This window comes from Roseovarius azorensis (genome assembly GCF_900109455.1).
Classification (GTDB): Bacteria; Pseudomonadota; Alphaproteobacteria; order Rhodobacterales; family Rhodobacteraceae; genus Roseovarius; species Roseovarius azorensis.
The window spans coordinates 98,024-121,842 of record NZ_FOAG01000003.1 but is presented as its reverse complement, the minus strand read 5'-3'; the positions used below and the strand labels follow the sequence as shown (position 1 = coordinate 121,842).

Annotated in this window: 23 protein-coding genes and 1 tRNA gene; 9 read left to right on the top strand and 15 right to left on the bottom strand. The window is 62.3% G+C overall.

Annotation, left to right across the window (positions count from 1 at the left end; all coding sequences use genetic code 11):
• Positions 1-79 precede the first annotated feature (79 nt).
• Both glnA and BSG08_RS06045 read right to left on the bottom strand, forming a co-directional pair.
• The gene (glnA, locus tag BSG08_RS06050; RefSeq protein ID WP_093033646.1) at positions 80-1,486 is read right to left on the bottom strand and encodes a type I glutamate--ammonia ligase; all 1,407 of its coding nucleotides are present in this window, start codon (positions 1,484-1,486) and stop codon (positions 80-82) included.
• Positions 1,487-1,518: 32 nt separating this feature from the next.
• A complete protein-coding gene (locus BSG08_RS06045) occupies positions 1,519-1,857 on the bottom strand; it encodes a P-II family nitrogen regulator (protein ID WP_092837247.1) in 339 nt (112 codons plus the stop codon).
• A gap of 172 nt (positions 1,858-2,029) precedes the next feature.
• On the opposite strand from BSG08_RS06045, the gene BSG08_RS06040 reads away from it, so the two are divergent.
• Positions 2,030-3,553, top strand: coding sequence for an NAD(P)H-hydrate dehydratase (locus BSG08_RS06040; protein WP_093033643.1), 1,524 nt, complete (start codon positions 2,030-2,032; stop codon positions 3,551-3,553).
• Positions 3,554-3,555: 2 nt separating this feature from the next.
• Here BSG08_RS06040 and BSG08_RS06035 read toward each other — a convergent pair whose 3' ends face one another.
• Positions 3,556-4,053: a Hint domain-containing protein gene (locus BSG08_RS06035; RefSeq protein ID WP_093033640.1), complete on the bottom strand. Its 498-nt coding sequence runs from the start codon at positions 4,051-4,053 to the stop codon at positions 3,556-3,558.
• 174 nt (positions 4,054-4,227) lie between these two features.
• Here BSG08_RS06035 and BSG08_RS06030 point away from each other — a divergent pair.
• Together BSG08_RS06030 and tig are read left to right on the top strand one after the other, a co-directional pair.
• Positions 4,228-4,312: transfer RNA gene (locus tag BSG08_RS06030), tRNA-Leu, on the top strand.
• 140 nt (positions 4,313-4,452) lie between these two features.
• A complete protein-coding gene (gene tig / locus BSG08_RS06025) occupies positions 4,453-5,784 on the top strand; it encodes a trigger factor (protein WP_093033637.1) in 1,332 nt (443 codons plus the stop codon).
• A gap of 124 nt (positions 5,785-5,908) precedes the next feature.
• On the opposite strand, the gene BSG08_RS06020 is transcribed toward tig, so the two are convergent.
• From BSG08_RS06020 to rpsF, 5 genes are all read right to left on the bottom strand, one after another.
• Positions 5,909-6,721 carry an acyl-homoserine-lactone synthase gene (locus BSG08_RS06020; protein ID WP_093033634.1) on the bottom strand — a complete coding sequence of 271 codons (813 nt, stop codon included), beginning with the start codon at positions 6,719-6,721 and terminating at the stop codon, positions 5,909-5,911.
• 123 nt (positions 6,722-6,844) lie between these two features.
• Positions 6,845-7,576: an autoinducer binding domain-containing protein gene (locus BSG08_RS06015; RefSeq protein ID WP_093033631.1), complete on the bottom strand. Its 732-nt coding sequence runs from the start codon at positions 7,574-7,576 to the stop codon at positions 6,845-6,847.
• 189 nt (positions 7,577-7,765) lie between these two features.
• Positions 7,766-8,386 carry a 50S ribosomal protein L9 gene (rplI, locus tag BSG08_RS06010; RefSeq protein WP_093033628.1) on the bottom strand — a complete coding sequence of 207 codons (621 nt, stop codon included), beginning with the start codon at positions 8,384-8,386 and terminating at the stop codon, positions 7,766-7,768.
• Positions 8,387-8,397: 11 nt separating this feature from the next.
• The gene (gene rpsR / locus BSG08_RS06005; protein WP_093033625.1) at positions 8,398-8,625 is read right to left on the bottom strand and encodes a 30S ribosomal protein S18; all 228 of its coding nucleotides are present in this window, start codon (positions 8,623-8,625) and stop codon (positions 8,398-8,400) included.
• 28 nt (positions 8,626-8,653) lie between these two features.
• A complete protein-coding gene (rpsF, locus tag BSG08_RS06000) occupies positions 8,654-9,061 on the bottom strand; it encodes a 30S ribosomal protein S6 (RefSeq protein WP_093033622.1) in 408 nt (135 codons plus the stop codon).
• 232 nt (positions 9,062-9,293) lie between these two features.
• On the opposite strand from rpsF, the gene BSG08_RS05995 reads away from it, so the two are divergent.
• Entirely contained in the window at positions 9,294-9,839 is a 546-nt protein-coding gene (locus BSG08_RS05995; RefSeq protein WP_093033619.1) for a hypothetical protein, read from the top strand.
• A gap of 82 nt (positions 9,840-9,921) precedes the next feature.
• Positions 9,922-10,497, top strand: coding sequence for a YceI family protein (locus BSG08_RS05990; protein ID WP_093033616.1), 576 nt, complete (start codon positions 9,922-9,924; stop codon positions 10,495-10,497).
• Positions 10,498-10,560: 63 nt separating this feature from the next.
• On the opposite strand, the gene BSG08_RS05985 is transcribed toward BSG08_RS05990, so the two are convergent.
• From BSG08_RS05985 to BSG08_RS05960, 6 genes are all read right to left on the bottom strand, one after another.
• Positions 10,561-11,772 carry a DegT/DnrJ/EryC1/StrS family aminotransferase gene (locus BSG08_RS05985; RefSeq protein ID WP_093033614.1) on the bottom strand — a complete coding sequence of 404 codons (1,212 nt, stop codon included), beginning with the start codon at positions 11,770-11,772 and terminating at the stop codon, positions 10,561-10,563.
• Positions 11,773-11,906: 134 nt separating this feature from the next.
• Positions 11,907-13,211 carry an NAD(P)/FAD-dependent oxidoreductase gene (locus BSG08_RS05980; protein WP_093033612.1) on the bottom strand — a complete coding sequence of 435 codons (1,305 nt, stop codon included), beginning with the start codon at positions 13,209-13,211 and terminating at the stop codon, positions 11,907-11,909.
• A gap of 47 nt (positions 13,212-13,258) precedes the next feature.
• Positions 13,259-14,626 (bottom strand): glutamine synthetase family protein, encoded by a 1,368-nt coding sequence (locus BSG08_RS05975; RefSeq protein WP_093033609.1) that lies wholly within the window; start codon positions 14,624-14,626, stop codon positions 13,259-13,261.
• A gap of 1 nt (position 14,627) precedes the next feature.
• Complete coding sequence (locus BSG08_RS05970; protein WP_093033607.1) at positions 14,628-15,305, bottom strand: type 1 glutamine amidotransferase; 678 nt, start codon at positions 15,303-15,305, stop codon at positions 14,628-14,630.
• A 58-nt stretch (positions 15,306-15,363) separates the two neighbouring features.
• Positions 15,364-16,680: a glutamine synthetase family protein gene (locus BSG08_RS05965; protein WP_093034264.1), complete on the bottom strand. Its 1,317-nt coding sequence runs from the start codon at positions 16,678-16,680 to the stop codon at positions 15,364-15,366.
• A gap of 193 nt (positions 16,681-16,873) precedes the next feature.
• Positions 16,874-17,566 (bottom strand): M48 family metalloprotease, encoded by a 693-nt coding sequence (locus BSG08_RS05960; RefSeq protein WP_093033604.1) that lies wholly within the window; start codon positions 17,564-17,566, stop codon positions 16,874-16,876.
• Between the two features lie 204 nt (positions 17,567-17,770).
• Between BSG08_RS05960 and zwf the strand changes: the two genes are divergently transcribed.
• From zwf to BSG08_RS05940, 4 genes are all read left to right on the top strand, one after another.
• Positions 17,771-19,225 carry a glucose-6-phosphate dehydrogenase gene (zwf, locus tag BSG08_RS05955; protein WP_093033602.1) on the top strand — a complete coding sequence of 485 codons (1,455 nt, stop codon included), beginning with the start codon at positions 17,771-17,773 and terminating at the stop codon, positions 19,223-19,225.
• Positions 19,222-19,905: a 6-phosphogluconolactonase gene (gene pgl, locus BSG08_RS05950; RefSeq protein ID WP_093033599.1), complete on the top strand. Its 684-nt coding sequence runs from the start codon at positions 19,222-19,224 to the stop codon at positions 19,903-19,905. Before zwf ends, pgl begins: the two co-directional genes overlap by 4 nt.
• Complete coding sequence (gene pgi, locus BSG08_RS05945; protein WP_093033596.1) at positions 19,905-21,503, top strand: glucose-6-phosphate isomerase; 1,599 nt, start codon at positions 19,905-19,907, stop codon at positions 21,501-21,503. Before pgl ends, pgi begins: the two co-directional genes overlap by 1 nt.
• Before the next feature lie 240 nt (positions 21,504-21,743).
• The gene (locus BSG08_RS05940) at positions 21,744-22,019 is read left to right on the top strand and encodes a glucose-6-phosphate isomerase (RefSeq protein WP_093033594.1); all 276 of its coding nucleotides are present in this window, start codon (positions 21,744-21,746) and stop codon (positions 22,017-22,019) included.
• Positions 22,020-22,464: 445 nt separating this feature from the next.
• Here BSG08_RS05940 and eno read toward each other — a convergent pair whose 3' ends face one another.
• A complete protein-coding gene (gene eno, locus BSG08_RS05935; RefSeq protein ID WP_093033591.1) occupies positions 22,465-23,742 on the bottom strand; it encodes a phosphopyruvate hydratase in 1,278 nt (425 codons plus the stop codon).
• Positions 23,743-23,819 lie beyond the last annotated feature (77 nt).

Genomic DNA, 23,819 nt, shown 5'->3' with positions numbered 1-23,819 from the left:
CAACGGCATTCAAAGACGAAAAAGGCGCCCCGAGCGGGACGCCTTGGTCTGTGGTTCGATGTCAGCTCAGGACAGCTGCCTAGCAGCTGTAATACATGCCGAATTCGACCGGATGCGGGGTATGTTCGTATTTGTGAACCTCGTCCATCTTGAGCGCGATATAGCCCTCGATCTGGTCCTTGGTGAACACGTCGCCGGCCAGCAGGAAATCGTGATCGGCAGCCAGGCAGTCGAGCGCCTCGCGCAGGCTGCCGCAGACCGTCGGGATATCCTTGAGCTCTTCGGCGGGCAGGTCGTAAAGGTTCTTGTCCATCGCCTCTCCGGGGTCGATCTTGGATTTGATCCCGTCAAGACCGGCCATCAGCAGCGCGGCGAAGGCCAGATAGGGGTTGGCGCTCGGGTCGGGGAAACGCGCCTCGACACGTTTTGCCTTGGGGCTTTCGGTCCATGGAATGCGGACGCAGCCCGAACGGTTGCGCGCGGAATAGGCGCGCAGCACGGGGGCCTCGAAGCCGGGAATCAACCGCTTGTAGCTGTTGGTGCCGGGGTTGGTAAAGGCGTTCAGGGTCTTGGCATGCTTGAGAATCCCGCCGATAAACCACAGCGCCTCCTGACTGAGATCGGCGTATTTGTCGCCTGCGAACAGGGGCTTGCCGTCTTTCCAGATCGACATGTTCACATGCATGCCGGACCCGTTGTCGCCATAGATCGGCTTGGGCATGAAGGTCGCCGATTTGCCGTAGGCATGCGCCACGTTGTGGATCACATACTTGTATTTCTGGATCTCGTCCGCCTGTTTGGTCAGCGTGCCGAAGATCAGGCCAAGCTCGTGCTGGCAACTGGCAACTTCGTGGTGATGCTTGTCCACCTTCATCCCCATGCGTTTCATGGTGCTCAGCATCTCGGCGCGGATGTCCTGGGCGTCATCGACCGGGTTCACCGGGAAATAACCGCCCTTGAGGCCGGGGCGGTGGCCGGTGTTGCCCATCTCGTACTCGGTGTCGGTGTTCCACGAGGCATCGACCGCATCGACCTGATAGGATACCTTGTTGATCGTGTTCGAGAAGCGCACGTCGTCAAAGATGAAGAATTCGGCCTCGGGGCCGAAATAGGCCGCGTCTCCGATGCCGGAGGATTTGAGGTAGGCCTCGGCCTTCTCCGCCGTACCGCGCGGGTCGCGGGCATAGGATTCGCCCGTATCCGGCTCGACGATCGAGCAGTGAAGGCAGAGCGTCTTTTCGGCATAGAAGGGATCGAGATAGGCGCTCTCGGTGTCGGGCATCAGTTTCATGTCCGATGCCTCGATGGATTTCCAGCCGGCAATGGACGAGCCGTCGAACATGAAACCCTCTTCAAGGAAATCCTCATCCACCAGATCTGCCACCACGGTTACATGCTGCAGCTTGCCGCGCGTGTCGGTAAAGCGGATATCGACATAATCGACATCCTCGTCCTTCATCAGTTTGAGAACTGCGTCCTTGCTCATTCTCTTGTCCTTTTCTTAATTGGAGTAGGGGGTTAGAGCGCGTCCGAGCCGGTTTCGCCGGTGCGGATGCGAATGGCTTGTTCGACGGGGCTGACGAAAATCTTGCCGTCCCCGATCTTGTCGGTCTTGGCCGCGTCGATGATGGCCTCAATTGCGGCGTCGACCTGATCGTCGTCGAGCACCACGTCGATTTTCACCTTGGGCAGAAAGTCCACCACATATTCGGCCCCGCGATAGAGCTCGGTATGGCCCTTCTGGCGACCAAAGCCCTTGACCTCGATGACCGAAAGACCCTGGATGCCAGCATCCTGCAGCGCCTCTTTGACCTCATCAAGCTTGAACGGCTTGATGATCGCTTCGATCTTTTTCATCGGCTCTGGCCTCCCGGAATAATGTTTCGGGATGTGCAGACCACTTCTCAGGGGCGGGCTCAATCGGTTAGGCTGAGCATTGGGCATGAGATCAGGATCGGGCATGATTTATGCTTAAAAAATAGGCAATAAGACCTCAGAATAATCGAAAGTGAATCGCGGGACGCCGGAAATGAAGGAATTGCTGACAGCCGCGCAGATGCGGGCGATTGAGCGGGCGGCCATCGAGTCAGGTGAGGTGACCGGGCTGGAGTTGATGGAGCGCGCCGGGCGCGGCGTCGTCGAGGCGGTTTTCGCGCAATGGCCGGAGCTGATCAGCGCGCCACAAAAGGCTATGGTGCTGTGTGGGCCGGGCAACAATGGAGGGGATGGGTTTGTCGTGGCGCGGCTGTTGAAGGCCCGGGGGTGGGAAGTCAAGGTCTTTCTCTACGGCGATCCTGCCAGACTGCCGCCCGATGCCAGGGTGAATTGCGAGCGGTGGTGCGCCATGGCGGGACTCGCGCCACCGGACCGGGCGCGGGAGGGGGATTTCGCCGCCGATCTCTATGTGGACGCGCTTTTTGGTATTGGGCTGACGCGACCGCTGGAGGGGGCGGCGCTGGAGTGTATCCGGACCTGGAACACTGGCAGGGCCGCAAGAACAGTGGCGATCGATCTGCCCTCGGGCCTGTGCAGCGACAGCGGAAGGCGCCTGGGCGATGCGGCGGTGCGCGCGGCACTGACCGTCAGTTTTCATGCGCCGAAGCTGGGTCATCATCTGGCCAGCGGTCCGGAGCATTGCGGCAGGTTCGTGGTGGTGGATATAGGTCTGCGACCTGTTTCAGCGAATGGCGGGCTGACTCTTGTGACGGCGCCCGGAGCAGGTTGCCTGACAAAATCAGCGAACGCACACAAGTATTCGAACGGTCACGCCCTGATCCTGACGGGGGGGGCAGGGCGCACCGGCGCGGCGCGGCTTGCGGCGCGGGGAGCATTGAGGATAGGAGCAGGGTTGGTGACGCTGGCTGTGCCCGGCAGCGCGCAGCAGGAGGTAGCCCGCCAGATCACCGCGCTGATGTTGCAGCGGCTGGAGGATGGTGCCGAACTTGCAGCGCTGCTTGCGGATCGCAGAATCAATGCGCTGTGTCTGGGGCCAGGTCTGGGTGTGACGCGCGCGCGGGAGTTGGTTGAGGTGGTGTGCGGCGGAGCGGAACCTCGTCCTACGGTATTGGACGCGGATGCGCTGACAGCGTTTGGCGACACGCCGGAGGAGCTGTTTGCCATGCTGCACGAGCGCTGTGTGCTGACGCCTCATGCGGGCGAGTTTGCGCGCCTGTTCCCGGATATCGTCGACAAGCTGAACGCGCCCGCCGTCAAGGGCCCGGCGTATTCCAAAGTGGATGCAACGCGCGTGGCGGCAAGGCAGGCGGGATGTGTGGTGCTGTTCAAGGGGCCGGATATGGTGATCGCGGCACCGGACGGGCGGTGTGGCGTCAATTCGGCCCAATACGATCGCGCGGCGCCCTGGCTGGCGACCGCGGGGTCGGGCGATGTGCTGGCGGGATTCATCACCGGACTGCTGGCGCGCGGATTTGATCCGATGCGGGCGGCAGAGACGGCGGCGTGGCTGCATGTGGAATGCGCGCGTTCATTCGGCCCGGGTCTGATTGCCGAGGATCTGCCAGAGGAATTGCCAAAGGTGCTGCGCGGACTTTGAGTTCAGACCCCCGCGGCTGTCAGCGCCGCTGCGGGGCCGCTGGCCAGTTCCAGCCCGTCCACATAAAGGACATGCGGATGATCAAAGCCAAGGCTGCAAAGCAGGATCTCCTGCGCGGTGTGGAGAGTCACGAATTCGCCATCCACAAGCCGCGAGGCGGGCACGATGATCTGCGGCGCCCCGAAGATCGCCTGCGCCCGCCAGTCGCGTACGAGGATCGGTTGGGCGGCGGGCAGGGTCACGTCCCGGTCCGGACGGGTGTGGCCGAGTGATCCGGCCCTGATCCGGATGATGCGCGTCAGATGTCTGGCGATGGTGATCCATTGCACCACGGCGATGCCGGTATCGCGGGTGATCACACGATCACCGGGTCGGATATCGGCCAGGCTCTTTTCACCGTCGAGCGTCAGTACGATGCTGTCGGCGCTCAGGCCGGTCCTGTCCGCCGGGGGCGTGACGATCAATCCGCCACATGCCCGCCCGCCCGTTCTGGGTTTCATGGCGTTTCCCGCTGTTTTGCTGCCTCGATCTTTCCATCACTTTATGTCAAGATTGGGTTAATGCCGCGCCATTTTTAGCGCGCCCCGTGGCCTTGCCGTGGGCATTTTCCCCTCGCATCGGCGGTCGCGCTTTGCTAGACACCGCGCCAGCGATCCGCGAGAGCGGTGGCTCGTGCGGGTGTGGCGAAATTGGTAGACGCACCAGATTTAGGTTCTGGCGCCGCAAGGCGTGGGGGTTCAAGTCCCTCCACCCGCACCAGATTGACCAGTTGCAGGGGGTTCTGACGCCGGATCAGCGGCGCTTTGCTCTTGCGCGCGGGCAGGGGTGCCCCTAGAAGACGCCTGATTTTGACCGCTGCGGACGCCTCCGCGGCCCGAATGCAATGGATGAGGACGAACATGCAGGTCACCGAGACCCTGAACGAAGGCCTGAAGCGCGGCTACAAGATGATCCTGTCGGCGACGGATCTGGACGCCAAGGTGAATGAAAAGCTGAAAGAGGCCCAACCCGAGATCGAGATCAAGGGGTTTCGCAAGGGCAAGGTGCCGCTGCCTCTGCTGAAAAAACAATTCGGCCAGCGGGTGCTGGGCGAGGCGATGCAAGAGGCCGTTGACGGCGCGATGTCCAAGCATTTCGAGGAAAAGGGCGAGCGCCCCGCCTTTGAGCCCGATGTCAAGATGGCCAATCAGGACTGGAAAGAGGGCGACGATGTCGAGATTGAACTGAGCTACGAGGCGCTGCCCGAGGTGCCCGAGGTTGATCTCAAGTCCGTGACGCTGGAGCGTCTGGTCGCCAGAGCCGATGACGCGGCGGTGGATGAGGCGTTGAAGAACCTTGCCGAGAGCGCGCAGGATTTCAAGGACCGCAAGGCGGGCACCAAGGCCAAGGATGGCGATCAGGTTGTCATCGACTTTGTCGGCAAGGTCGATGGCGAGGCGTTCGAGGGCGGCAGCGCCGAGGATTATCCGCTGGTGCTTGGCTCCAACAGCTTTATCCCCGGTTTCGAGAGTCAGTTGGTCGGCGTCAAGGCGGGCGAGGAAAAGGCCGTCACCGTGACCTTTCCCGATGAGTATCAGGCCGAGCATCTCGCTGGCAAGGAAGCGGTGTTCGACTGCACCGTAAAAGCCGTGCGTCAGCCGGTCGCCGCAGAGATTACCGATGAGTTGGCCCAGAAATACGGTGCCGAGGATCTGGCCGCGCTCAAGACGCAGATTGCCGAGCGTCTGGAGCAGGAATATGCCGGAGCTGCGCGCGCGATTCTCAAGCGTAATCTGCTCGACAAGCTGGACGAGATGGTAAGTTTCGATCTGCCGCCGACCATGGTTGAAACCGAGGCCAAGCAGATCGCGCACCAACTCTGGCATGAAGAGAATCCGGACGTTCACGGTCATGATCATCCCGAGATCGAGGTGACCGACGAGCATACCAGACTGGCCGAACGCCGGGTACGTCTGGGGCTGCTTCTCGCCGATCTGGGGCAAAAGGCCAAGGTCGAGGTGTCGGATGCGGAAATGACACAGGCGGTCATGACGCAGGCGCGGCAATATCCGGGGCATGAGCGGGAATTCTTTGAATTCGTGCAGAAAAACCCGCAGATGCGGCAGCAGCTGCGCGCGCCGATCTTTGAAGACAAGGTGATTGATTACGTCGTCGAACTGGCGACGGTGAGCGAAAAGGAGATCTCCAAGGACGATCTCGAAAAAGCCATCGAAGCCATGAGCGACGAATAATCGTCACGGAGACGTCTGAAGTATGAAGGGCCGCTCCGGGGAGAATGGAGCGGCCCTTTTCGTTCCTGTGCTCCTGCGCTCAGCAGTGCCAACTGACTGCGCAAGGCACGCACGCCCATGGGGATCAGGCGCGCATCCCGGAGCCCGAACGAATCCTGTCTGCCAGCGCGGCCCTGAGGCGCAGCGCCGCGTATTTTTCCTTTTCGGTGGCGGCGGTCGAAATCTGATCATCGCAATATTGCGCAAGATCCGCACAGACCCTCGGGGTCGCGTTGTTCTCTGCCGCGCTGTCAAAGTTTTCGGCGGCCGCAATCTCGTCTTCGGCGACAAACACATCGTGGTGAATGCCTGCGAAATTGCGCAGCCGGGTTATGCGCTCGTCGGTGCAGTCGAGCAGCGCGGCCAGGGCTGGCACCTTGCCCATGTCCGCGATCTTCCCCACATAATCGTAAGGTGCGTTGTCGGAGCGCTTGAGTACGCGGTCCATGAGCGGGTCGATCACCGTGATGATATCGGTGATCCCGGACGCCTGGGCATATTCGAGCGAGCCGAGCATCAGTTCGCAGGTGGCGTAGGATACGGTATTACGCCCCGTGCCGCGCGCCAGACGCTTTGTGTCGACGCAAAAGCGTGTCGATTCCCAGATCGTGGCACTGCGGATCGGCGGCTCGCCGTCGAGAATGGCCGAGAATACATCGGCCAGCATGTGCGGCCCCGTGGTCTGTAGAGCCCGGACGCAGGAAACGACGTCGCCATCGTCATCGAGACCGATCACGTAAGCCGGATCAAGGTCATCGAAATGGTCCCGTTCGCGTCCATTGACGATATTCACATCCCAGCCGAGCCGGTCGCCAAATACCCTTGCCCGCAGTTTGAACATTTCGTCCAGCAGTTTCGGAAACTTGTGTCTGTTCAGTGCGTCGATAACTATGATCATCGGACTTCCCCATGCCGTTGTAAGTGATGGATCGTGCGCAAAAGAGTATGCGAAACGCCACGGGACGCTATTGGGGAAATCCCGTAGTTGAATTTATCGTGATTCTCGGGGGAGGACGGCCGATCAGCCGGGATAGATCAGGCCCATTGAAATTGCCCGCCCGACCGCCTGGGCCGTGGTCAGCGCATAGAGCTTGTGGCGGGCGGACCTGAGGTGGACCTCGACCGTTCTGTTCGAGATCGTCAGGATATCCGCGATATCCTGCTGCGATTTGCCTGCCGAGATCCATTGCAGCACTTCGATTTCCCGCTGCGACAGGTTGGGTGTCTTGAGCAGGTTCGACAGGCTGTCGGATCGGATGACCATATCATGCACATGCACCGCAACGGATTGCAGGCCGACGATGACGTCGCTCTTGAGCTTGTTCCATTCCGTGCGCGACAGGCTGCTGGTCACGCTGAGGCCGCCTATGTCACCGTAAGGGCCGCGCACAGGAATGGTAAGGCCCTGATCGTGAATGCCGAAATCGCGGGCATCGTCAAAGACCCGGCGAAAGTCCTGATCCCTTTCGAGACGCGACCAGTCAACCGGAGCGATACTGCGCCGCGCTTTCTGGAGTGTGGGGTCAATCCGGTGGAATCCGTGTTCGACATAGTGCATTTTCCAGGCATCCCCATAGGTAACATGTCCGAAAACGCTGCCGTTTATCGGATTCATGCCGGCATAGGCGACATCATCCAGGCCGAATTTTTCGCGTATGTTGAAGAGAAAGCCGACAAAGTCCTCGGAAGCATCGGGAAGAGCACCAAGATCGAACAGATCGTAGTCTAGATAGACACCCGGTAGTTTGTGCATCCGCAGCCTTCGCCCGTTCGAGAGGGGGGACCTGACGTGCAATCGTAACATGTCGGACATGCCATCGTAGCATGCCCAACCGACAGGAGCCAACGCTAACATTCCTCGGCATGGCTTGTCGAGACGACCATCAAGGGAAACGCCGCGCATGGACATGCGCGGCGTTCATTCCGGAAACAATGAGCCAGATCAGGCGTTATCGTCGTCCGATTCGGGGGACCGCACGGCCTGGCCAAGGTAATCATCCTCGGATGCAGCGGCACCAATATCCTCGAACAGTTCCGCGATCTCGAAATCTGCGGCCTGATCTGCCTCGGCGGCGGCATCCTGAATCGATTTGCCCGAGGCCTGAAGTTCCGCCTCTTCGGCAGAGCGGGCCACGTTCAACTGAATCCGCGCCTCGACCTCGGGGTGCAGCGTGACGATCACGTCATGAAGGCCCAACTCCTTGATCGGGCGGGTCAATGCGACCTGCTTGCGGTCAACGGTAAAGCCGTTCTGGCTGGCGGCATCCGCAGCGTCGCGGGTGCTGACCGAGCCGTAGAGCGCGCCGCCGTCCGATGCTTGACGGATCACGACGAATTGCTGGCCGTTCAGTTTTTCGGCTATCGCCTCGGCCTCTTTACGGGTCTCGAGGTTCTGGGTTTCAAGCTGTGCCTTGCGGGATTCGAAGTCGGCGATGTTCTTGGCCGATGCCGACAGCGCCTTGCCCTGTGGCAGGAGATAGTTGCGGGCAAAGCCTGCCTTTACATCAACAACTTCGCCCATCTGGCCAAGCTTGGCCACGCGTTCAAGAAGGATAACTTGCATCGTTTCTCTCCTTATTTCACGGCATAGGGAAGCAGGGCGAGGAAGCGGGCGCGCTTGATGGCGCGGGCCAGCTCACGCTGCTTCTTGGCCGACACGGCGGTGATGCGCGACGGCACGATCTTACCGCGTTCGGAAATGTAGCGCTGCAACAGGCGCGTGTCCTTATAGTCGATCCTGGGGGCGTCGTCACCGGAGAAGGGACAGACCTTGCGGCGGCGAAAAAACGGTTTGGTAGCCATGGTTTATGGTCCTTTCTTCAGGGATGGATCAGCGGCGCTCGCGGCGTTCGCCGCGATCGCTGCGTTCGCCACGATCCGGACGGTCGCCCCGGTCGCCCCGGTCGCTGCGCTCATCGCGCTTTTGCATCTGGACAGACGGACCTTCTTCATGCGCGTCGACCTTTATGGTCAGAATGCGCATGACGTCGTCATGCAGGCGCATCAGGCGCTCCATCTCCTGAACCGCGACCGACGGCGCGTCGGTCTTGAGAAAGGCATAATGACCCTTGCGGTTCTTGTTGATCTTGTAGGCCATCGTCTTCACGCCCCAATACTCGCTTTCCACGAGGGTGCCGCCATTGTCGGCCAGCACGGCGCCAAAATGTTCGATCAGGCCTTCGGCTTGCGCGTTGGACAGATCCTGACGCGCGATCATCACATGCTCATAGAGGGGCATGTCGTCTCCATTTCTATCAAGGCGCATTTCATAGGAGGGGCCAAACCCTTTCGCGGCCCATCCACGAGAGACTGCGCGGTATAAATCAGATGCGAAAGGTTGGGCGCGTATACATCGGCACGGGGGGCTGTGCAAGGCGCTTTGATCCCGCCAGCAGATTGCCGTCTGTCTGCCGCATTTCGGACGTTTTCGCGGTGTTATTAAGACATGTTTCAGCAGAAAGGAAGCGATCATGGTCGCATTGACCGGTCTTCTGCGTGCGCGAGTCAACGCTTTGGAAGGGGCGGGGAATACCGTTGCGCAGTCAGAGGATGCCACCCCGGAATATCACCTGCGCCGCGCGCTGCGGCTGTTCACTGGAGGTACGCTGGTGCTAGCGTCTCTGGGCCTGTGGGTGGTTTCCTCGGCGCCCGGGGATGGGGCAATGATGCTGATCAAGCTCGTGATTTCAGTGACAATGCTGTGTCTGGGGCTGGTTTTCCTGATACCCCGTCAAACCGATGATCGCCCGTCCGAGATCCAGTTTGATCCCGAAACGCGCCAGATCAGAATCATCGGACCCGGCATGGACGCGGACAAGCCTCTGGTTGCGGTACATGACATTGACGAACTCGCCGAGGTATCTCTGCACGACAGCGTGCTGACGGCCCGCGATGCCAACGGGCAGGTTGTCGTCGCGCTGCATGTCGCCGATCAGGACACGCAGGCAGCCCTGCGCCGCGCGCTTGACCCCGGCGCCGAACTGTCAGGTGTTCGCCAATCCACAGGGCTTGTTTGAAACTGCGGGATTGTCCTTTGGACGATCAGGGCCAATTTGTGTGACCGTAAGATACACATTTTCCGCCTTGGAGGCTCTCAGTATGAAACAGACTTTGCTTGCCGCAGCGCTTGCGCTGACCGCAACAGGCGCGTTGGCCGCGCCAGAAAAATACAATCTCGATCCCAGCCACAGCCAGGTTGTGTTCAGCTACAACCACCTCGGATTTTCAACCACTACCGGCATGTTCTCCGGCTTTGAAGGCGAGATCATGTTCGATGCCGAGGATCCGGCCGCGTCTTCGGTGAGCGTGTCCATGCCCGTAATGTCGATGTTCACCGGCTGGGAAAAGCGTGAAGAGCATTTCATGTCCGAGGATTTCTTTGGTGCGAGCGAAGGGGATATGGTCACCTTCACCTCTACCGGCATTGAGGTGACCGGCGAGATGACCGCCAGGATCACGGGCGATCTGACGATGAACGGGGTGACCAAATCCGTCGTGTTGGATACGACGCTGAACCAGAAGGCGGATGCGCATCCGATGGAAAACAAGCCGTGGTTGGGTTTTGACGCGACCACCACGCTGTTGCGCTCGGAATTCGGTGTGGACAAGTTTGCGCCCTATGTCAGCGACGAGGTCGAGGTGCGCATTTCCATAGAGGCGGGCAAGGCCGAGTGACACTCCAGTCCGCGTAATGAAAAGGGCCGCTTGCATCGTCTGCAAGCGGCCCTTTTTTCGGGATCATGTGCCGTAGGCGCGGCTGTTGCCCATGACATCCGTAGCGGCCATCAGGATCGCCTCGGCGATCATGTCGAGTTCGGTCCTGGTCAGGCGGGCGGGCAGGCGGGTATCACAGGCGCGCATCAGCATAGCGCGCGTTTTTGGCAGATCCGGCGTGGCGCCGGGCAGAAATTGCCAGTTCCAGAAGGCGCGGGCATTGTCCGTGCTCTGACCAAACACCTGCACCTTTACGCCGCGCGCCGCTGCGGCAGCGGCAAAGGCGCGGGTCTCGGTATCGGTCATGTCCACGAGATTGAACTGGATCGAATCCGGCGCACGTTCCTCTGGCGCCAGCTTTTCGGGCACATGCAGCCAGGGCGAGGCGTTGAGCCGTGCCGCCACGTGATCGTGATTGGCCCGACCCTGCGCGACTCGCCGCGTCACCTCGGGCAGTTGCGGGCGGATGATTGCCGCCGAAAGGTTGTTCAGCCTCAGATTATAGAGCGGCAGCCTGTTCTGCGCGCGGGCGAACGCCGCCTCGAGCGCCGGATCTGGCGCAGTCAGATGCTTGGCCCAGTTATGCTCATACGCGCCCGACATGATCACCGCGCGGGCGATCAGCTCCGGGTCGTCGCTGACCATGATCCCGCCTTCACCGGCATTGACCAGCTTGTAGGACTGAAAGCTGAAACAGCCGATCCGACCGATCGTGCCGATATTGCGTCCGCCCCAGGTGGTGCCCAGCGAATGTGCGGCGTCTTCGATGATGGGGATGCTGCGTGCGTCGCAAAGCGCCATGATCCGGTCCATGTCCGAGGTATGGCCGCGCATGTGGCTGATGATGACTGCGGCGATCGCGTTATCCAGCCGCGCCTCGAAATCCGCCAGATCGACGCGGTAATTCCCGCCGACCTCGCAGAGCACGGGCACGCAATCGGCGTGAATGACAGAAGAGGGCACGGCAGCAAAGGTAAAACCGGGAATCAGCACCCGCGCATCGCGCGGCAGACCGAGCGCCTTGAGCGACAGAAACAGCGCCGCCGAACAGGACGAAACGGCCAGTGCGTATTTCGAACCCATCAGCGCCGCGAATTCTTGTTCAAGCAGAGTCACCGGCGCGTTCTCGGGTGCGGTATAACGAAAGAGATCCCCTGATTGCAGCATCCGGTCAATCTCGGCGCGGGCGGCTTCGGGAATGGACTCTGCGTCATAGACATTCGGGGTAAGGGTCATATTTTCAGACTTCCTGAATGTTAGTTTCGGATTTTCAGAACATGTAGCCCGAAAATGTAACAGAATGCCAAAAGATTCCGCATCCCGCTACTCTGCTGTGCGGATTGTGGCTTTTTCGCAAGGCGTGAAGGGCGTCAGATACCCAGCCGGTCGCGCAGCGAGAACCAGGTCATTGCCAGCACCAGAAGCGGGTTGCGCAGCGCCGTTCCGCCAGGAAAGGGCGGGGCAGGCACCCGCGCCATGGTGTCGAAACCCTCGGCCTGACCGCGCACCGCCTCGGCCATGAGCTTGCCCGCATGGGTGGCGGCGCCCAGGCCATGACCGGAATAACCCGACGCGCTCAGCATGTTGGGTGCGAGCCGCGCGAGATAGGGCATGCGCCGCATCGTGATTGCCAGCGTGCCGCCCCAGGCGTAGTCGATGCGCGCATCGTGCAGATGCGGGAAAATCTCCAGCATCGGCTTGCGCACCGTCGCGCGGATGTCGGAAGGAAAGCGGTAGCCGTAACTCTCGCCGCCGCCGAACAGCAGCCGTCTGTCGTGGCTGAGGCGAAAGTAGTTCACCACGAATTTCGTATCGGCCACCGCCACATCGCGCGTCAGCACGCGCGTCGCGTCATCGCCCAGGGGCTCGGTTGCGACAATGAAATTGTTGATCGGCATAACGCGGGCAGCTACCCTGCGATCAAGCCCTCCCAGATAGCCGTTGCAGGCCAGGATCACGTGGTCGGCCTCGACATGGCCGGCATCGGTCGCTACCCGCGCCTGCGCGCTGCGCGTGATGGCATGTACCGCCGATCCCTCGTGGATGTGCACCCCCGCCGCTTTTGCCGCCCGCGCCAGCCCCAGAGCATAGGCCAGCGGGTGCAGATGACCTGCGCCCATGTCGAGCGTGCCACCCCGATAGGCGGGCGAGGGGCAGATCGCCTGCATCGCGTCGTGATCGAGCTTTTCCAGATGGCTGTAGCCGTAGCGTTCGGCCAGGTAATCGGCATAGGCGTGTTCCCCGGCCACTTCGCGATCCGAGAAACAGGCATGCGCTACGCCGGGCCTCAGTTGACAGTCGATGTCATGTCGCGCCACCAGCGATCTGACCAGATCCTTGGCTTCTTCGGCCATGTGCCAGAGTCTGAGCGCATCCTCGTGCCCGACCAGCCGCTCGAGCGCCATCTGCCCCATCCGCTGGCCGCTTCCCAGTTGCCCGCCGTTGCGCCCCGAGGCGCCAAAGCCGACGCGCTGCGCCTCCAGCAGCACCACATCCATGCCCGCCTCGGCCAGATGCAGCGCCGCCGAGAGGCCGGTATAGCCCGCGCCCACCACGCAGACATCTGCCCGCACCCGGCCACGCAGCGGATCGAACCGGGGCAAGGGACGGGTGGTGGCGGCATACCAGCTCTCGGGATATTCGCCGCGCCGGTCATTGGCATAGAGCAGGTTCATTGTTTCTTCTTGGCAAAAATACCCATTGTCCCGCGATCACCACCGGATCAGACGTTGAGCAGCAGATGCTCGCGCTCCCACGGGCTGATGACCTGCAGGAATTCGACGTATTCGGCGCGTTTCACGATACCGTAGACGCGGGCGAATTCCGGTCCAAGAATGTCATGCAGATCCGTCGCCTCCGCGAACATGTCGAGCGCGTCGCCCATGACGTTGGGAATATCCGGTTCGCCGGAATAGGCATCGCCCCTGAACTGCTTGCGCGGCCATTCCTCCTTGAGAATGCCCAAAAGGCCACAGGCGAGGCTTGCCGCGATGCCCAGATAGGGGTTGCAATCCATTCCCGCCAGCCGGTTCTCGACCCGGCGCGCCTCTGGCCCAGAAAGCGGTACGCGAATGCCAGTGGTGCGGTTGTCGCGGCCCCATTCCAGATTGATCGGGGCGGCATGATCCTTGACGTAGCGGCGATAGGAATTGACGTAAGGGGCCAGCACCGCGATGGCCGAGGGCAGGTGCTTCTGCAACCCGCCGATAAAGTGGAAAAACGCATCCGTCTCGCCACCCTGCGGTCCGGCGAAGAGGTTGCGGCCCGTCTCGATATCGAGAATCGAGTGGTGGATATGCATGGCGCTGCCTGGTTCGTCCTCGATCGGTTTGGCCATGAAGGTGGCAAAGCAATCGTGGCGCAGCGCCGCCTCGCGGATCAGGCGTTTGAAATAGAACACCTCGTCGGCAAGCTTGATCGGATCGCCGTGGCGCAGGTTGATTTCCAGCTGTCCGGCGCCCCCCTCCTGAGTTATCCCGTCGATCTCGAACCCCTGCGCCTCGGCGAAATCGTAGATATCGTCGATCACCGGGCCAAATTCGTCCACGGCGGTCATCGAATAGGCCTGACGCGCGGCGGCGGGGCGACCGGATCGGCCCATCATCGGCTTGATTTCCTGCGCCGGATCCAGATTGCGGGCAACAAGAAAGAATTCCATCTCGGGGGCGACCACGGGTTTCATGCCGTGCTTCTTGTAGAGATCCACCACATGCCGCAGCACGTTGCGCGGGCTGAAGGGAATTGGCGCGTCCTCGCGGTCATAGGCGTCGTGGATCACCTGCAATGTCCAGTCGGCGGTCCAGGGGGCCGCGGTGGCGGTGGACATGTCGGGTTTCAGGATCATGTCGCGTTCGATGAACCCGTCCTCGCCTGCCGCCTCGCCCCAATCGCCGGTGATGGTCTGGTAAAAGATCGAATCCGGCAGGTGGAAATAGGCCTGGCGGGTGAATTTGGATGCGGGCACGGCCTTGCCGCGGGCGATGCCGGGCAGGTCGGAGATGATGCATTCCACCTCATCCAGACGGCGGTTTTCAAGATAGGCCCGCGCCGGAGCGGGCAGGGCATTGGTCAGATCGGTCAGGTCGGCCATGTCAGGCACCTCGTTTCAGAAATTCCGCCATGCGGGCGGCAATAACATCATTTGCGGTCGGCCGATCGAGCTTTGCCACCGCCTCTTTCAGCAAATCATCCGGAACCACGCCGGGCGCGCGGTGGTGAATCAGCCGGTCCACCATGGTGGCGGTGAATTCCGGATGCGGCTGCACCGTGTAGATGCGGTTGCCATAAAGCAGGGCCGCGTATTGGCAGGCATCGCTGGTACCCACCACCTCGGCCCCCTCCGGCAGCGCGGTCACCTGATCCTGATGCCAGGCGTTGAGCGGCAGGGTTTGCCCCTCGATTTCATAGTCCGTCACGCCCACTTGCCAGCCGCCGGCGAATTTCTCGACCTTGCCGCCGAGCGCCTGTGCAATGATCTGATGCCCGAAGCAGACCCCCACCAGGGGGCGTCCGTCCGCATAGATGTCGCGGATCAGTTGTTCAAGCGGCGGGATCCACGGGTGATCCTCGTAAGCGCCGTGTTTCGATCCGGTGATCAGCCAGCCGTCGGCAGCGTCCGGTCCGTCAGGAAATTCCTCATCGACGATGTTGTATGCCTCGAACTCAAAGCCGTGACCGGCCAGAAGGTCGGCGAACATCACCTCGTAATCGCCCAGTTCCCCCAACACGATGTCGGGGGCGTGGCCGGTTTTGAGAATTCCTATTTTCATGGACCGCTCGTTATATGATCAAATTATCGACGCCGTTATCGGGCCTTCATCCGCGACGCTACACCGTTTCGAGATAGGTCTTCCAGTGCTGATCTCGCGGGATGTCCGACATGCGGTCCAACTCCTGCCGTTTGGTCATCACAAGGTTGCGGATCAGTTCGGCGTCGAAGATCCGCGCGATCAACGGATCTTTCTCGAACAGGTCGATGGCGCTGCGCCAGTCGGGGGCCAGTTGCGGCATCTTCTGCTCGTAGGCATTGCCGCTGATGGGCGGTGGCGGGATCATGCCGTCCTCGATCCCGGTGATTGCCGCGCCCAGGATGGCGGCGAAGGTGAGGTAAGGATTGATGTCGCCGCCCGCCACGCGATGCTCGATCCGGCGTGCGGAATGCGGGCCGCCGGGGATGCGGACCGCCACGGTGCGGTTTTCATAGCCCCAGCCTGCGCCGGTGGGTGCATGCGCACCGGGCACCAGCCTTGTGTAGCTGTTGGCATGTGGTGCGAAGATCAGCGTCGAGGGCGGCATTGCGGCGAGGCACCCGGCGACGCCCGCGCGCAGCAGATCGGTGCCGGCGTCTCCGCCATCGTCAAAGATGTTGCGTCCATCGGCGTCGAACACCGAGAAATGCATGTGCAGCCCATTGCCGGTATCGTCGGCAAAGGGTTTGGCCATGAAGGTGGCCACAAACCCATGTTTTCGCGCCAGCCCCTTGATCATTGTCTTGAAGAGCCATGTATCATCAGCGGCACGCATCGCCTGCTGATGATGCAGGGTCAGTTCGAACTGACCTATGCCGGCCTCGCTGACTGCGGTTTCCACCGGCAGATCCATTTCGGCCCCGGCCCTGTAGAGCTCGCTCAGAAACTCGTCAAAGGCATCCATCTGGCCCAGTGACAGGATGCCCGGCGCCCGCATCCGTCGCCCGCTGCGCGGATCGCGCACGGTTTTGAGGTCGCGGCCCTTGTCGTCGACCAGCGTGAATTCCAGTTCTGTGGCGGCATAGACTTTCCAGCCGCGTGCGGCGTAGCGCTCCAGAACCCGCGCGAGGGCATGGCGCGGGTCGCCGGCAAAGGGGGTGCCGTCCTCGTTATGCATCACCATCGGCACCAGGCCCTGCGGCACGTCGAGCCAGGGCAGTGGCACCGGGCCGCGATCGGTGGGCAGGAGCCGTCCGTCGATGTCGCCACTGTCGAAAACCAGTGGCGAGTCGTCGATATCCGCCCCGAAAATATCGACATTGAGTGATGAGAGCGGCATGCGCACGCTGCCGTCCTGCAGCTTGTTGGCATGGCTGCCGGGCAGACGCTTGCCGCGCATCCGGCCGTTGAGATCGCAGGCGGCCACGCGGAAGGTCTGGAACTGTGAAAGATCCATTTGAAAATCGTCCTGATCGTTGATTTTCACAACCTACCTCGCCGGTATATCATTTGCCAATGATAATTTGATCAAAAAATTGCAACAACGGAAAAGGTTCATCGCGCACTGCCGGTACGCGGGTTTGGTACGCGGTTCTGAGGCGGGGAATCACGAGGGATGACGGTGCGTGCGCAGCAGCCTTTCGCGCCGCTCAGGTGACGGTGCGCTGCCAGCGGGACTCGAGCCGTTCGATGGCGGCGATCCGCTCGGGCGCCTTGGGGTGACTGAGCAGCCACGCGGGCATCGCGCCGCCCGCGCCGCTGGTCAGCGCCTCGAGTTTGGTGAAGAGTGATTTCTGAGACGCGGTGCCGATGCCTGCCTTGGTCAGCAGGGCGGCGGCATAGGCGTCGGCCTCGTATTCGTCGCCGCGCGACAGGCGGGCGGCGAGAAGCGTGGTGAGCATGTTGGCGATCCAGACGCCGACGCCCGGCAGGAACCGCGAGAGCAACATGGCCATCGCGGTGCGCAGGGCGTTCTGACCGGAAAAGTCGATCATCCGCCGCCGGGAGTGGCCCAAGGCGACATGACCGAGTTCATGCGCGATCACGCTGGCCATTTCACCGGCGGTGACTTCGCCCGTCTGAAACTTGCGGTAAAAGCCACGGGTGATGAAAATCCTCCCGTCCGGGGCGGCGAGGCCGTTCACAGGGTCGATCTCGTAGATATGGACGCGAACGCGGGGGATATCGAGGGCGCGCGCCAGACGGTCGGTCATCGCCTTGAGATTCGGATCCGCCAGTTCGGTCGAGCGCGCGTCCAGCTCGCGCGTCGTGCGCCAGACCGAGAAGCGATACATGGCGAGCGCGTAGAGGATTGCGAGCAGGATTGGCGTGAACTTGAACATGAGCGGAATATGGGGTGACCGGAGGAGGCTGGCAAGCGCCAGCGAAGCAGCATCGGCGGCAGCAGGCGTTCATGCCATCGCCAGATTGTCCAAGGCAGAGGCGTAAACGTCGCCGATGCCATTGTGAAGCCTTCACGACATGTTAGAGTTGTCGCGACACGCGCTGTTCGCGGAACGGGCATGCGCCAGGCAAGGAGGCAGCACATGGCGTCTCGGGTGATCCCGGTCGATCCGTTCGATCTGGTGATTTTCGGCGGCACCGGGGATCTGGCGCGGCGCAAGATATTCCCGGCGTTGTTCCGGCGGTTCGTGGCCGGTCAGATCGAGGGCGACGTGCGCCTGATCGGGGCGGCGCGCAGCGAGATGGATCGCGCCGCTTACCGTGCCATGGTCCGCGCAGCGATCGCCGAGTTCGGCGGCGAGGAGGCAAGGCGCAAGAAGGATCTGGCGGCCTTTCTCGACCTGCTGGATTACGTGATGGTCGATGCGCGCGGCACGGCGGGCTGGTCAGATCTGGCGGGCAAGATGCGCAAGGACCGCATCCGGGCGTTCTATTTCTCGGTCGCGCCCGCGCTTTTTGGCGATCTTGCCAAGCGGCTGCACAAGCACGGCATGGCCGATGCGGCCAGCCGGATCGTGGTGGAAAAGCCGTTTGGCCGCGATCTGGAGACCGCGCGCGACCTGAATCGCGTGCTGGCCCGGCATTTCGAGGAGCGCCAGATTTACCGGATCGACCACTATCTCGGCAAGGAGACCGTGCAGAACCTGATGGCGATCCGGTTTGGCAATGTCCTGTTCGAGCCGCTGTGGAACAGCCAGTATGTCGATCATATCCAGATCACGGTGGCCGAATCCGTGGGCGTGGGCGGGCGCGGTGACTATTATGACAAATCGGGTGCGATGCGTGACATGGTGCAGAATCACATGATGCAGCTTTTGTGCCTGATCGCGATGGAGCCGCCGGCGAAGTTCGATCCCGATGCGGTGCGCGATGAAAAGCTCAAGGTCATTCGTGCGCTCGATCCGGTGAAAGGCGCGGATGTGGTGCGCGGCCAGTATGAGGCGCAGGAGGACAAGCCCGACTATCGCGTGCAGGTGGACAACCCGGAAAGCACGACCGAGAGTTTCGTGGCGCTCAAGGTGCATATCAGCAACTGGCGCTGGGCGGGCACGCCATTCTATCTGCGCACCGGCAAGCGGCTGCGCGAGCGCGCGAGCGAGATCGCGGTGGTATTCAAGGATGCGCCACATTCGATTTTCGGCCCCGAGGCCGGCCGGCACCGCAACATCCTGACGATCAAGTTGCAGCCTAACGAGGGGATCGAACTGGGTGTCACGATCAAGGAACCGGGGCCGGGGGGTATGCGGTTGATCGACGTGCCGCTCGACATGACATTCGCCGAGGCGCTGGGGCCGGAGGAGGCCGATTTTCCGGACGCCTATGAGCGGCTCATCATGGATGTGATCCGGGGCAATCAGACGCTCTTCATGCGCGGTGACGAGGTCGAGGCGGCCTGGGCCTGGACCGATCCGGTGATTGCAGAGTGGGAAGATGAGGGCGCGGCGCCGCTGCCCTATGCGTCCGGGTCGTCCGGCCCGGATGATGCGCTGATGCTGATGCATCGGGACGGACGTCGCTGGCGGGAGATAAGACCATGAATCTGACAGAATATGCCGATGCCGAGATGATGGCGATCGATCTGGCGAATGTGCTGGCAGGCGAGTTGCGTGTCGCTCTCGGGGCAAATGATCGCGCGCTCTTTGTCGTGCCGGGGGGCACCACGCCGGGTCCGGTCTTTGACGCGCTCTGTGACGCCGATCTCGACTGGGCGCGAGTGGATGTGCTGCTGTCTGACGAACGCTGGCGACCGGAGGTGCATGTGCGTTCCAACACCCGGCTGATTCGCGAGCGGCTGCTTGTGGGGCGTGCGGCGGCGGCGCGGTATCTGCCGCTCTATGCCAAGGCGGCGGAGCCCGAGGCGGTGCTGGCGGAACTGGAGGCCAATATCGTGCCCGCCTTGCCGATTGCGGTCTGTCTGCTGGGGATGGGGGCGGATATGCACACGGCCTCGCTCATTCCCGGCGCGGATCGGCTGGAAGAGGCGCTGAGCCGCAACGCGCCGGTTCTGGTGGCGATGCGCGCGCCGGGGGCGCAAGAGCCGCGTGTGACGCTGTCGGCGCGGGTGCTGGACGGGGCGATCGCCAAGCATATCGTGATCACCGGCGCCCGCAAACGCGCGGCGATCGAGCGGGCGCGGCACATGCGGCCCATCGAAGCCCCGGTGGCGGCGGTGCTGGACGGGGCGGTGGTGCATTGGGCGCCCGAGGAAGGCGAGTGATGTGGCCGGAGATCGAGCAGCTGGCCCGCGCGGCGCGGGACACGGATATCCTGGGGCTCGTTGACGAGCCGGGACGGGCGGCGGCGTTTTCGGTGCGCTTTGACGGGATGCTGTTCGATTATTCCAAGACCGCGCTGGGGCTGGAGGCGCGCGCGGCCCTGATCCGGCTGGCCGGGACGTGCGATCTGGCGGCGCGGCGTGCGGCGATGTTCGCGGGGGAGCCGATCAATCAGACCGAGGGACGCGCGGTGCTGCACACGGCGCTGCGCAATTTGACGGGCGGGCCGGTGATGGTGGACGGCCGCGACATCATGCCCGGCATTCGCGAAACACGGGCGCGGATGGCGGCATTCGCCGGAGATATCCGCGCGGGCCGGATCACGGGTGCAGGCGGGCCGATCAGCGATGTGGTCAATATCGGCATCGGCGGCTCGCATCTGGGGCCGGAGATGGCGACGCTGGCGCTCGCCCCCTGTCACGACGGGCCACGCTGTCATTTCGTGTCGAACGTGGACGGGGCGGATATTGCCGACACGCTGGCCGGTCTCGATCCGGGGCGGACACTGGTGATCGTGGCGTCCAAGACATTCATCACCATCGAGACGATGACCAATGCCGCCACCGCGCGCGACTGGATGGCGCGGGCGGTGGACGATCCCGGCGCGCAGTTCGTCGCCGTGTCCTCGGCGCCGGAGCGGACCGCCGACTGGGGTATCGCGCCGGAGCGGGTGTTCGGATTTGGCGATTACGTGGGCGGGCGCTATTCGGTCTGGGGGCCGATCGGCCTGCCGGTGATGATCGCGATCGGCCCGGAACGGTTTGGCGAGTTTCTGGCCGGGGCCGAAGCGATGGACCGGCATTTTCAGGAGGCACCGCCGCTGGAGAACATGCCGGTCATGCTGGCGCTGGTGGGTATCTGGCACCATCAGGGCTGTGGATACGCGACGCGCGCGGTGTTGCCCTATGACCAGCGGCTGCGGCGTCTGCCCGCCTATCTTCAGCAGCTGGAAATGGAGAGTAACGGCAAGGGCGTGACGATGGAGGGGGCGCCGCTGGAACGGTCCTCGGGTCCGGTGGTCTGGGGCGAGCCGGGGACCAACGGGCAGCATGCGTTCTATCAGCTGATCCATCAGGGGACGGCGGTGGTTCCCTGCGAGTTCATCCTGGCCGCGACGGGGCATGAGCCGGATCTGGCACATCATCACCGGCTGTTGGTGGCGAATTGCCTGGCGCAGTCCGAGGCGCTGATGCGCGGGCGCTCGATGGACGAGGCGCGCGAGATGATGCGCGCGGCGGGGTTTGACGGCGCGGACTTGGAGCGGCAGGCGGCGCATCGGGTGTTTCCGGGCAACCGGCCCTCGACGACGCTGATCTGCGACCGGCTGACACCGCGGCGGCTGGGGCAGATCCTGGCGCTTTACGAGCACCGGGTGTTTGTCGAAGGTGTCATCCTGGGGATCAATTCGTTCGATCAGTGGGGGGTGGAACTGGGCAAGGTGCTGGCGCAGGAGATGGAGCCGCTGCTGGATGGCGGGGATACATCGGGCAAGGACGGATCGACGCGGGCGCTGGTGGAGTTTGTCCGCGCCGCGCGTTGAGGAATCGGGCAGGGTCCGGTCCGGTCTTCGGAATCGCCGGATCGGCGCTGCCAGGGGACCACATTGATTGCAAACAGATAAATTCAGGACAGACGACCGGCGGATTCCGGCGCATCCTGGGCGCAACCTGCCCGGCGCAAAGCAAAGTCCTGCAATGATCGCTATATTGTCTCGGGGGCAGCGCCCCGATCTATTGGATCGCCCGGATTGAGGCGTCACCAAGAAGGAAAGGAAAGGCAAATGCTACATCACAAGGTAATTTCGGCAGGCATTTTTATTCTGGCTCTGGCGGGCTGCGAAAACATGACACCGGAGTCGCGAACCGTTGCCGGGGTGGCGGGTGGCGCTGCAGCCGGGCTGTTGACGGCGGAGGCATTGGGTGCCGACAGCAACTGGCGCCTGATTTCCGCATTGGCGGGGGCCGCAGCCGGGACCGTGGTGGCGCAGAATACCGCAACCGGAAACTGCGCCTATGCCCGGGGCGATGGCACCTATTACCGTGCGCCCTGCCCGTGATCTCAAAACGCTCTCAGCATGCCCCGGCGTTAACAGTCGGGGCATGAGTCGATATCAGAATTGCGGGCCAACGAAAGGGTGCCCTGATATAGGGGCCTTTTCGTGTCGTTGACAAAGGCCGGGGGCAAAAGCTCCGGACAGGACGCAGGCGGACTCAAGCGGCAGCCCCTCCAACGCACCGGCCCCCTGCCGGAAATGGCAGGGGGCTGTGACCTGTCCCGGATGACATGTCATATATGACATGTCATGTCAGGCAGGTGGCAAGGGTCGGGACCAAAAGGACAGGGCTGGAGTCGCTGAACGGTCCAGAGCCCGAGGGGGGCAGGCAGGACTCAGACGGCGGATATCCGGCGCGTCAGCCCCTCGAAGGAACAGCAGGGGAGTGTCAGCCATCTGAGGGTGCCCCTGAAATATGGGCACCCTTTCACATGTGTTGCGGAGTGTCTCAGGCCCGCAGGATGGCGCGTCCGGCGTATTGCGCGGTCTCGCCCAGCATTTCCTCGATGCGGATCAGCTGGTTGTATTTCGCCAGCCGGTCCGAGCGGGCGAGACTGCCGGTCTTGATCTGACCGCAATTGGTGGCCACGGCCAGATCGGCGATGGTGGCATCCTCGGTCTCGCCCGAGCGGTGCGACATCACATTGGTCATGCGGGCGCGATGCGCCATGTCGACAGCTTTCAGGGTTTCGGTTAGGGTGCCGATCTGGTTGACCTTGACCAGCATCGAATTGGCGCAGCCGCGTTCGATCCCCACGGCGAGACGGTCGGGGTTGGTGACGAAGAGATCGTCGCCCACCAGTTGCACGCGGTCGCCGATGGCGTCGGTCAGGGCCTTCCAGCCGTCCCAGTCATCCTCGGCCATGCCGTCCTCGATCGAGATGATCGGATAATCGTTCACCAGTGCGGAAAGATAGGCGACGTTTTCGTCAGATGTCAGTGTTTTCCCTTCACCGGCAATAAGATACTGACCGTTCCTGAAGTATTCGGTGGCGGCGCAGTCGAGGGCAAGGCAGATGTCCCCGCCCGGCTTGTAACCTGCCTTTTCGATGGATTTCAGAATGAAATCAAGCGCGTCACGGGTGGAGTTGAGGTTGGGGGCAAAGCCGCCCTCGTCACCCACGCCGGTGGCGAGACCTGCCGCAGACAATTCCTTTTTCAGCGTGTGGAATACCTCTGCGCCCATGCGCACCGCGTCGCGGATATTCTCTGCCGCGACCGGCATGATCATGAATTCCTGAATGTCGATCGGGTTGTCCGCATGCTCGCCGCCGTTGATGATGTTCATCATCGGCACCGGCAACACCCGCGCCGAGGTGCCCCCCACGTAGCGATAGAGCGGTTGGCCGGAGTAATCCGCCGCCGCCTTGGCGCAGGCGAGGCTGACGCCGAGAATGGCATTGGCCCCGAGGCGGCCCTTGTTGGGGGTGCCATCGAGGTCGATCATCGCCATGTCGATGGCCACCTGTTCGGTGGCGTCCATGCCGGCAAGTGCTTCGGCGATCTCGCCATTGACGGCGGCACAGGCGTCGAGCACGCCCTTGCCCAGATAGCGCGTCTTGTCGCCGTCGCGGCGTTCGACCGCCTCATGCGCGCCGGTCGAGGCCCCCGAGGGCACGGCGGCGCGGCCCATGGTGCCGTCTTCAAGCGTCACGTCCACCTCTACCGTCGGGTTGCCCCGGCTATCGAGAATTTCGCGGGCGTGAATATCGATGATGCTGCTCATGGGCGGGAATCCTTGGCTGGGAAAGGGTTGCGCCTGCCTTAGCAAGTTTTGCGGGGTTTGCAAACGCGGCAGGCCGT

Bases quoted from the DNA above. Each gene is read 5' to 3' on its own strand.
- glnA (WP_093033646.1), bottom strand. From the start codon at position 1,486: ATGAGCAAGGACGCAGTTCTCAAACTGATGAAGGACGAGGATGTCGAT.
- BSG08_RS06045 (WP_092837247.1), bottom strand. From the start codon at position 1,857: ATGAAAAAGATCGAAGCGATCATCAAGCCGTTCAAGCTTGATGAGGTC.
- BSG08_RS06040 (WP_093033643.1), top strand. From the start codon at position 2,030: ATGAAGGAATTGCTGACAGCCGCGCAGATGCGGGCGATTGAGCGGGCG.
- BSG08_RS06035 (WP_093033640.1), bottom strand. From the start codon at position 4,053: ATGAAACCCAGAACGGGCGGGCGGGCATGTGGCGGATTGATCGTCACG.
- tig (WP_093033637.1), top strand. From the start codon at position 4,453: ATGCAGGTCACCGAGACCCTGAACGAAGGCCTGAAGCGCGGCTACAAG.
- BSG08_RS06020 (WP_093033634.1), bottom strand. From the start codon at position 6,721: ATGATCATAGTTATCGACGCACTGAACAGACACAAGTTTCCGAAACTG.
- BSG08_RS06015 (WP_093033631.1), bottom strand. From the start codon at position 7,576: ATGCACAAACTACCGGGTGTCTATCTAGACTACGATCTGTTCGATCTT.
- rplI (WP_093033628.1), bottom strand. From the start codon at position 8,386: ATGCAAGTTATCCTTCTTGAACGCGTGGCCAAGCTTGGCCAGATGGGC.
- rpsR (WP_093033625.1), bottom strand. From the start codon at position 8,625: ATGGCTACCAAACCGTTTTTTCGCCGCCGCAAGGTCTGTCCCTTCTCC.
- rpsF (WP_093033622.1), bottom strand. From the start codon at position 9,061: ATGCCCCTCTATGAGCATGTGATGATCGCGCGTCAGGATCTGTCCAAC.
- BSG08_RS05995 (WP_093033619.1), top strand. From the start codon at position 9,294: ATGGTCGCATTGACCGGTCTTCTGCGTGCGCGAGTCAACGCTTTGGAA.
- BSG08_RS05990 (WP_093033616.1), top strand. From the start codon at position 9,922: ATGAAACAGACTTTGCTTGCCGCAGCGCTTGCGCTGACCGCAACAGGC.
- BSG08_RS05985 (WP_093033614.1), bottom strand. From the start codon at position 11,772: ATGACCCTTACCCCGAATGTCTATGACGCAGAGTCCATTCCCGAAGCC.
- BSG08_RS05980 (WP_093033612.1), bottom strand. From the start codon at position 13,211: ATGAACCTGCTCTATGCCAATGACCGGCGCGGCGAATATCCCGAGAGC.
- BSG08_RS05975 (WP_093033609.1), bottom strand. From the start codon at position 14,626: ATGGCCGACCTGACCGATCTGACCAATGCCCTGCCCGCTCCGGCGCGG.
- BSG08_RS05970 (WP_093033607.1), bottom strand. From the start codon at position 15,305: ATGAAAATAGGAATTCTCAAAACCGGCCACGCCCCCGACATCGTGTTG.
- BSG08_RS05965 (WP_093034264.1), bottom strand. From the start codon at position 16,680: ATGGATCTTTCACAGTTCCAGACCTTCCGCGTGGCCGCCTGCGATCTC.
- BSG08_RS05960 (WP_093033604.1), bottom strand. From the start codon at position 17,566: ATGTTCAAGTTCACGCCAATCCTGCTCGCAATCCTCTACGCGCTCGCC.
- zwf (WP_093033602.1), top strand. From the start codon at position 17,771: ATGGCGTCTCGGGTGATCCCGGTCGATCCGTTCGATCTGGTGATTTTC.
- pgl (WP_093033599.1), top strand. From the start codon at position 19,222: ATGAATCTGACAGAATATGCCGATGCCGAGATGATGGCGATCGATCTG.
- pgi (WP_093033596.1), top strand. From the start codon at position 19,905: ATGTGGCCGGAGATCGAGCAGCTGGCCCGCGCGGCGCGGGACACGGAT.
- BSG08_RS05940 (WP_093033594.1), top strand. From the start codon at position 21,744: ATGCTACATCACAAGGTAATTTCGGCAGGCATTTTTATTCTGGCTCTG.
- eno (WP_093033591.1), bottom strand. From the start codon at position 23,742: ATGAGCAGCATCATCGATATTCACGCCCGCGAAATTCTCGATAGCCGG.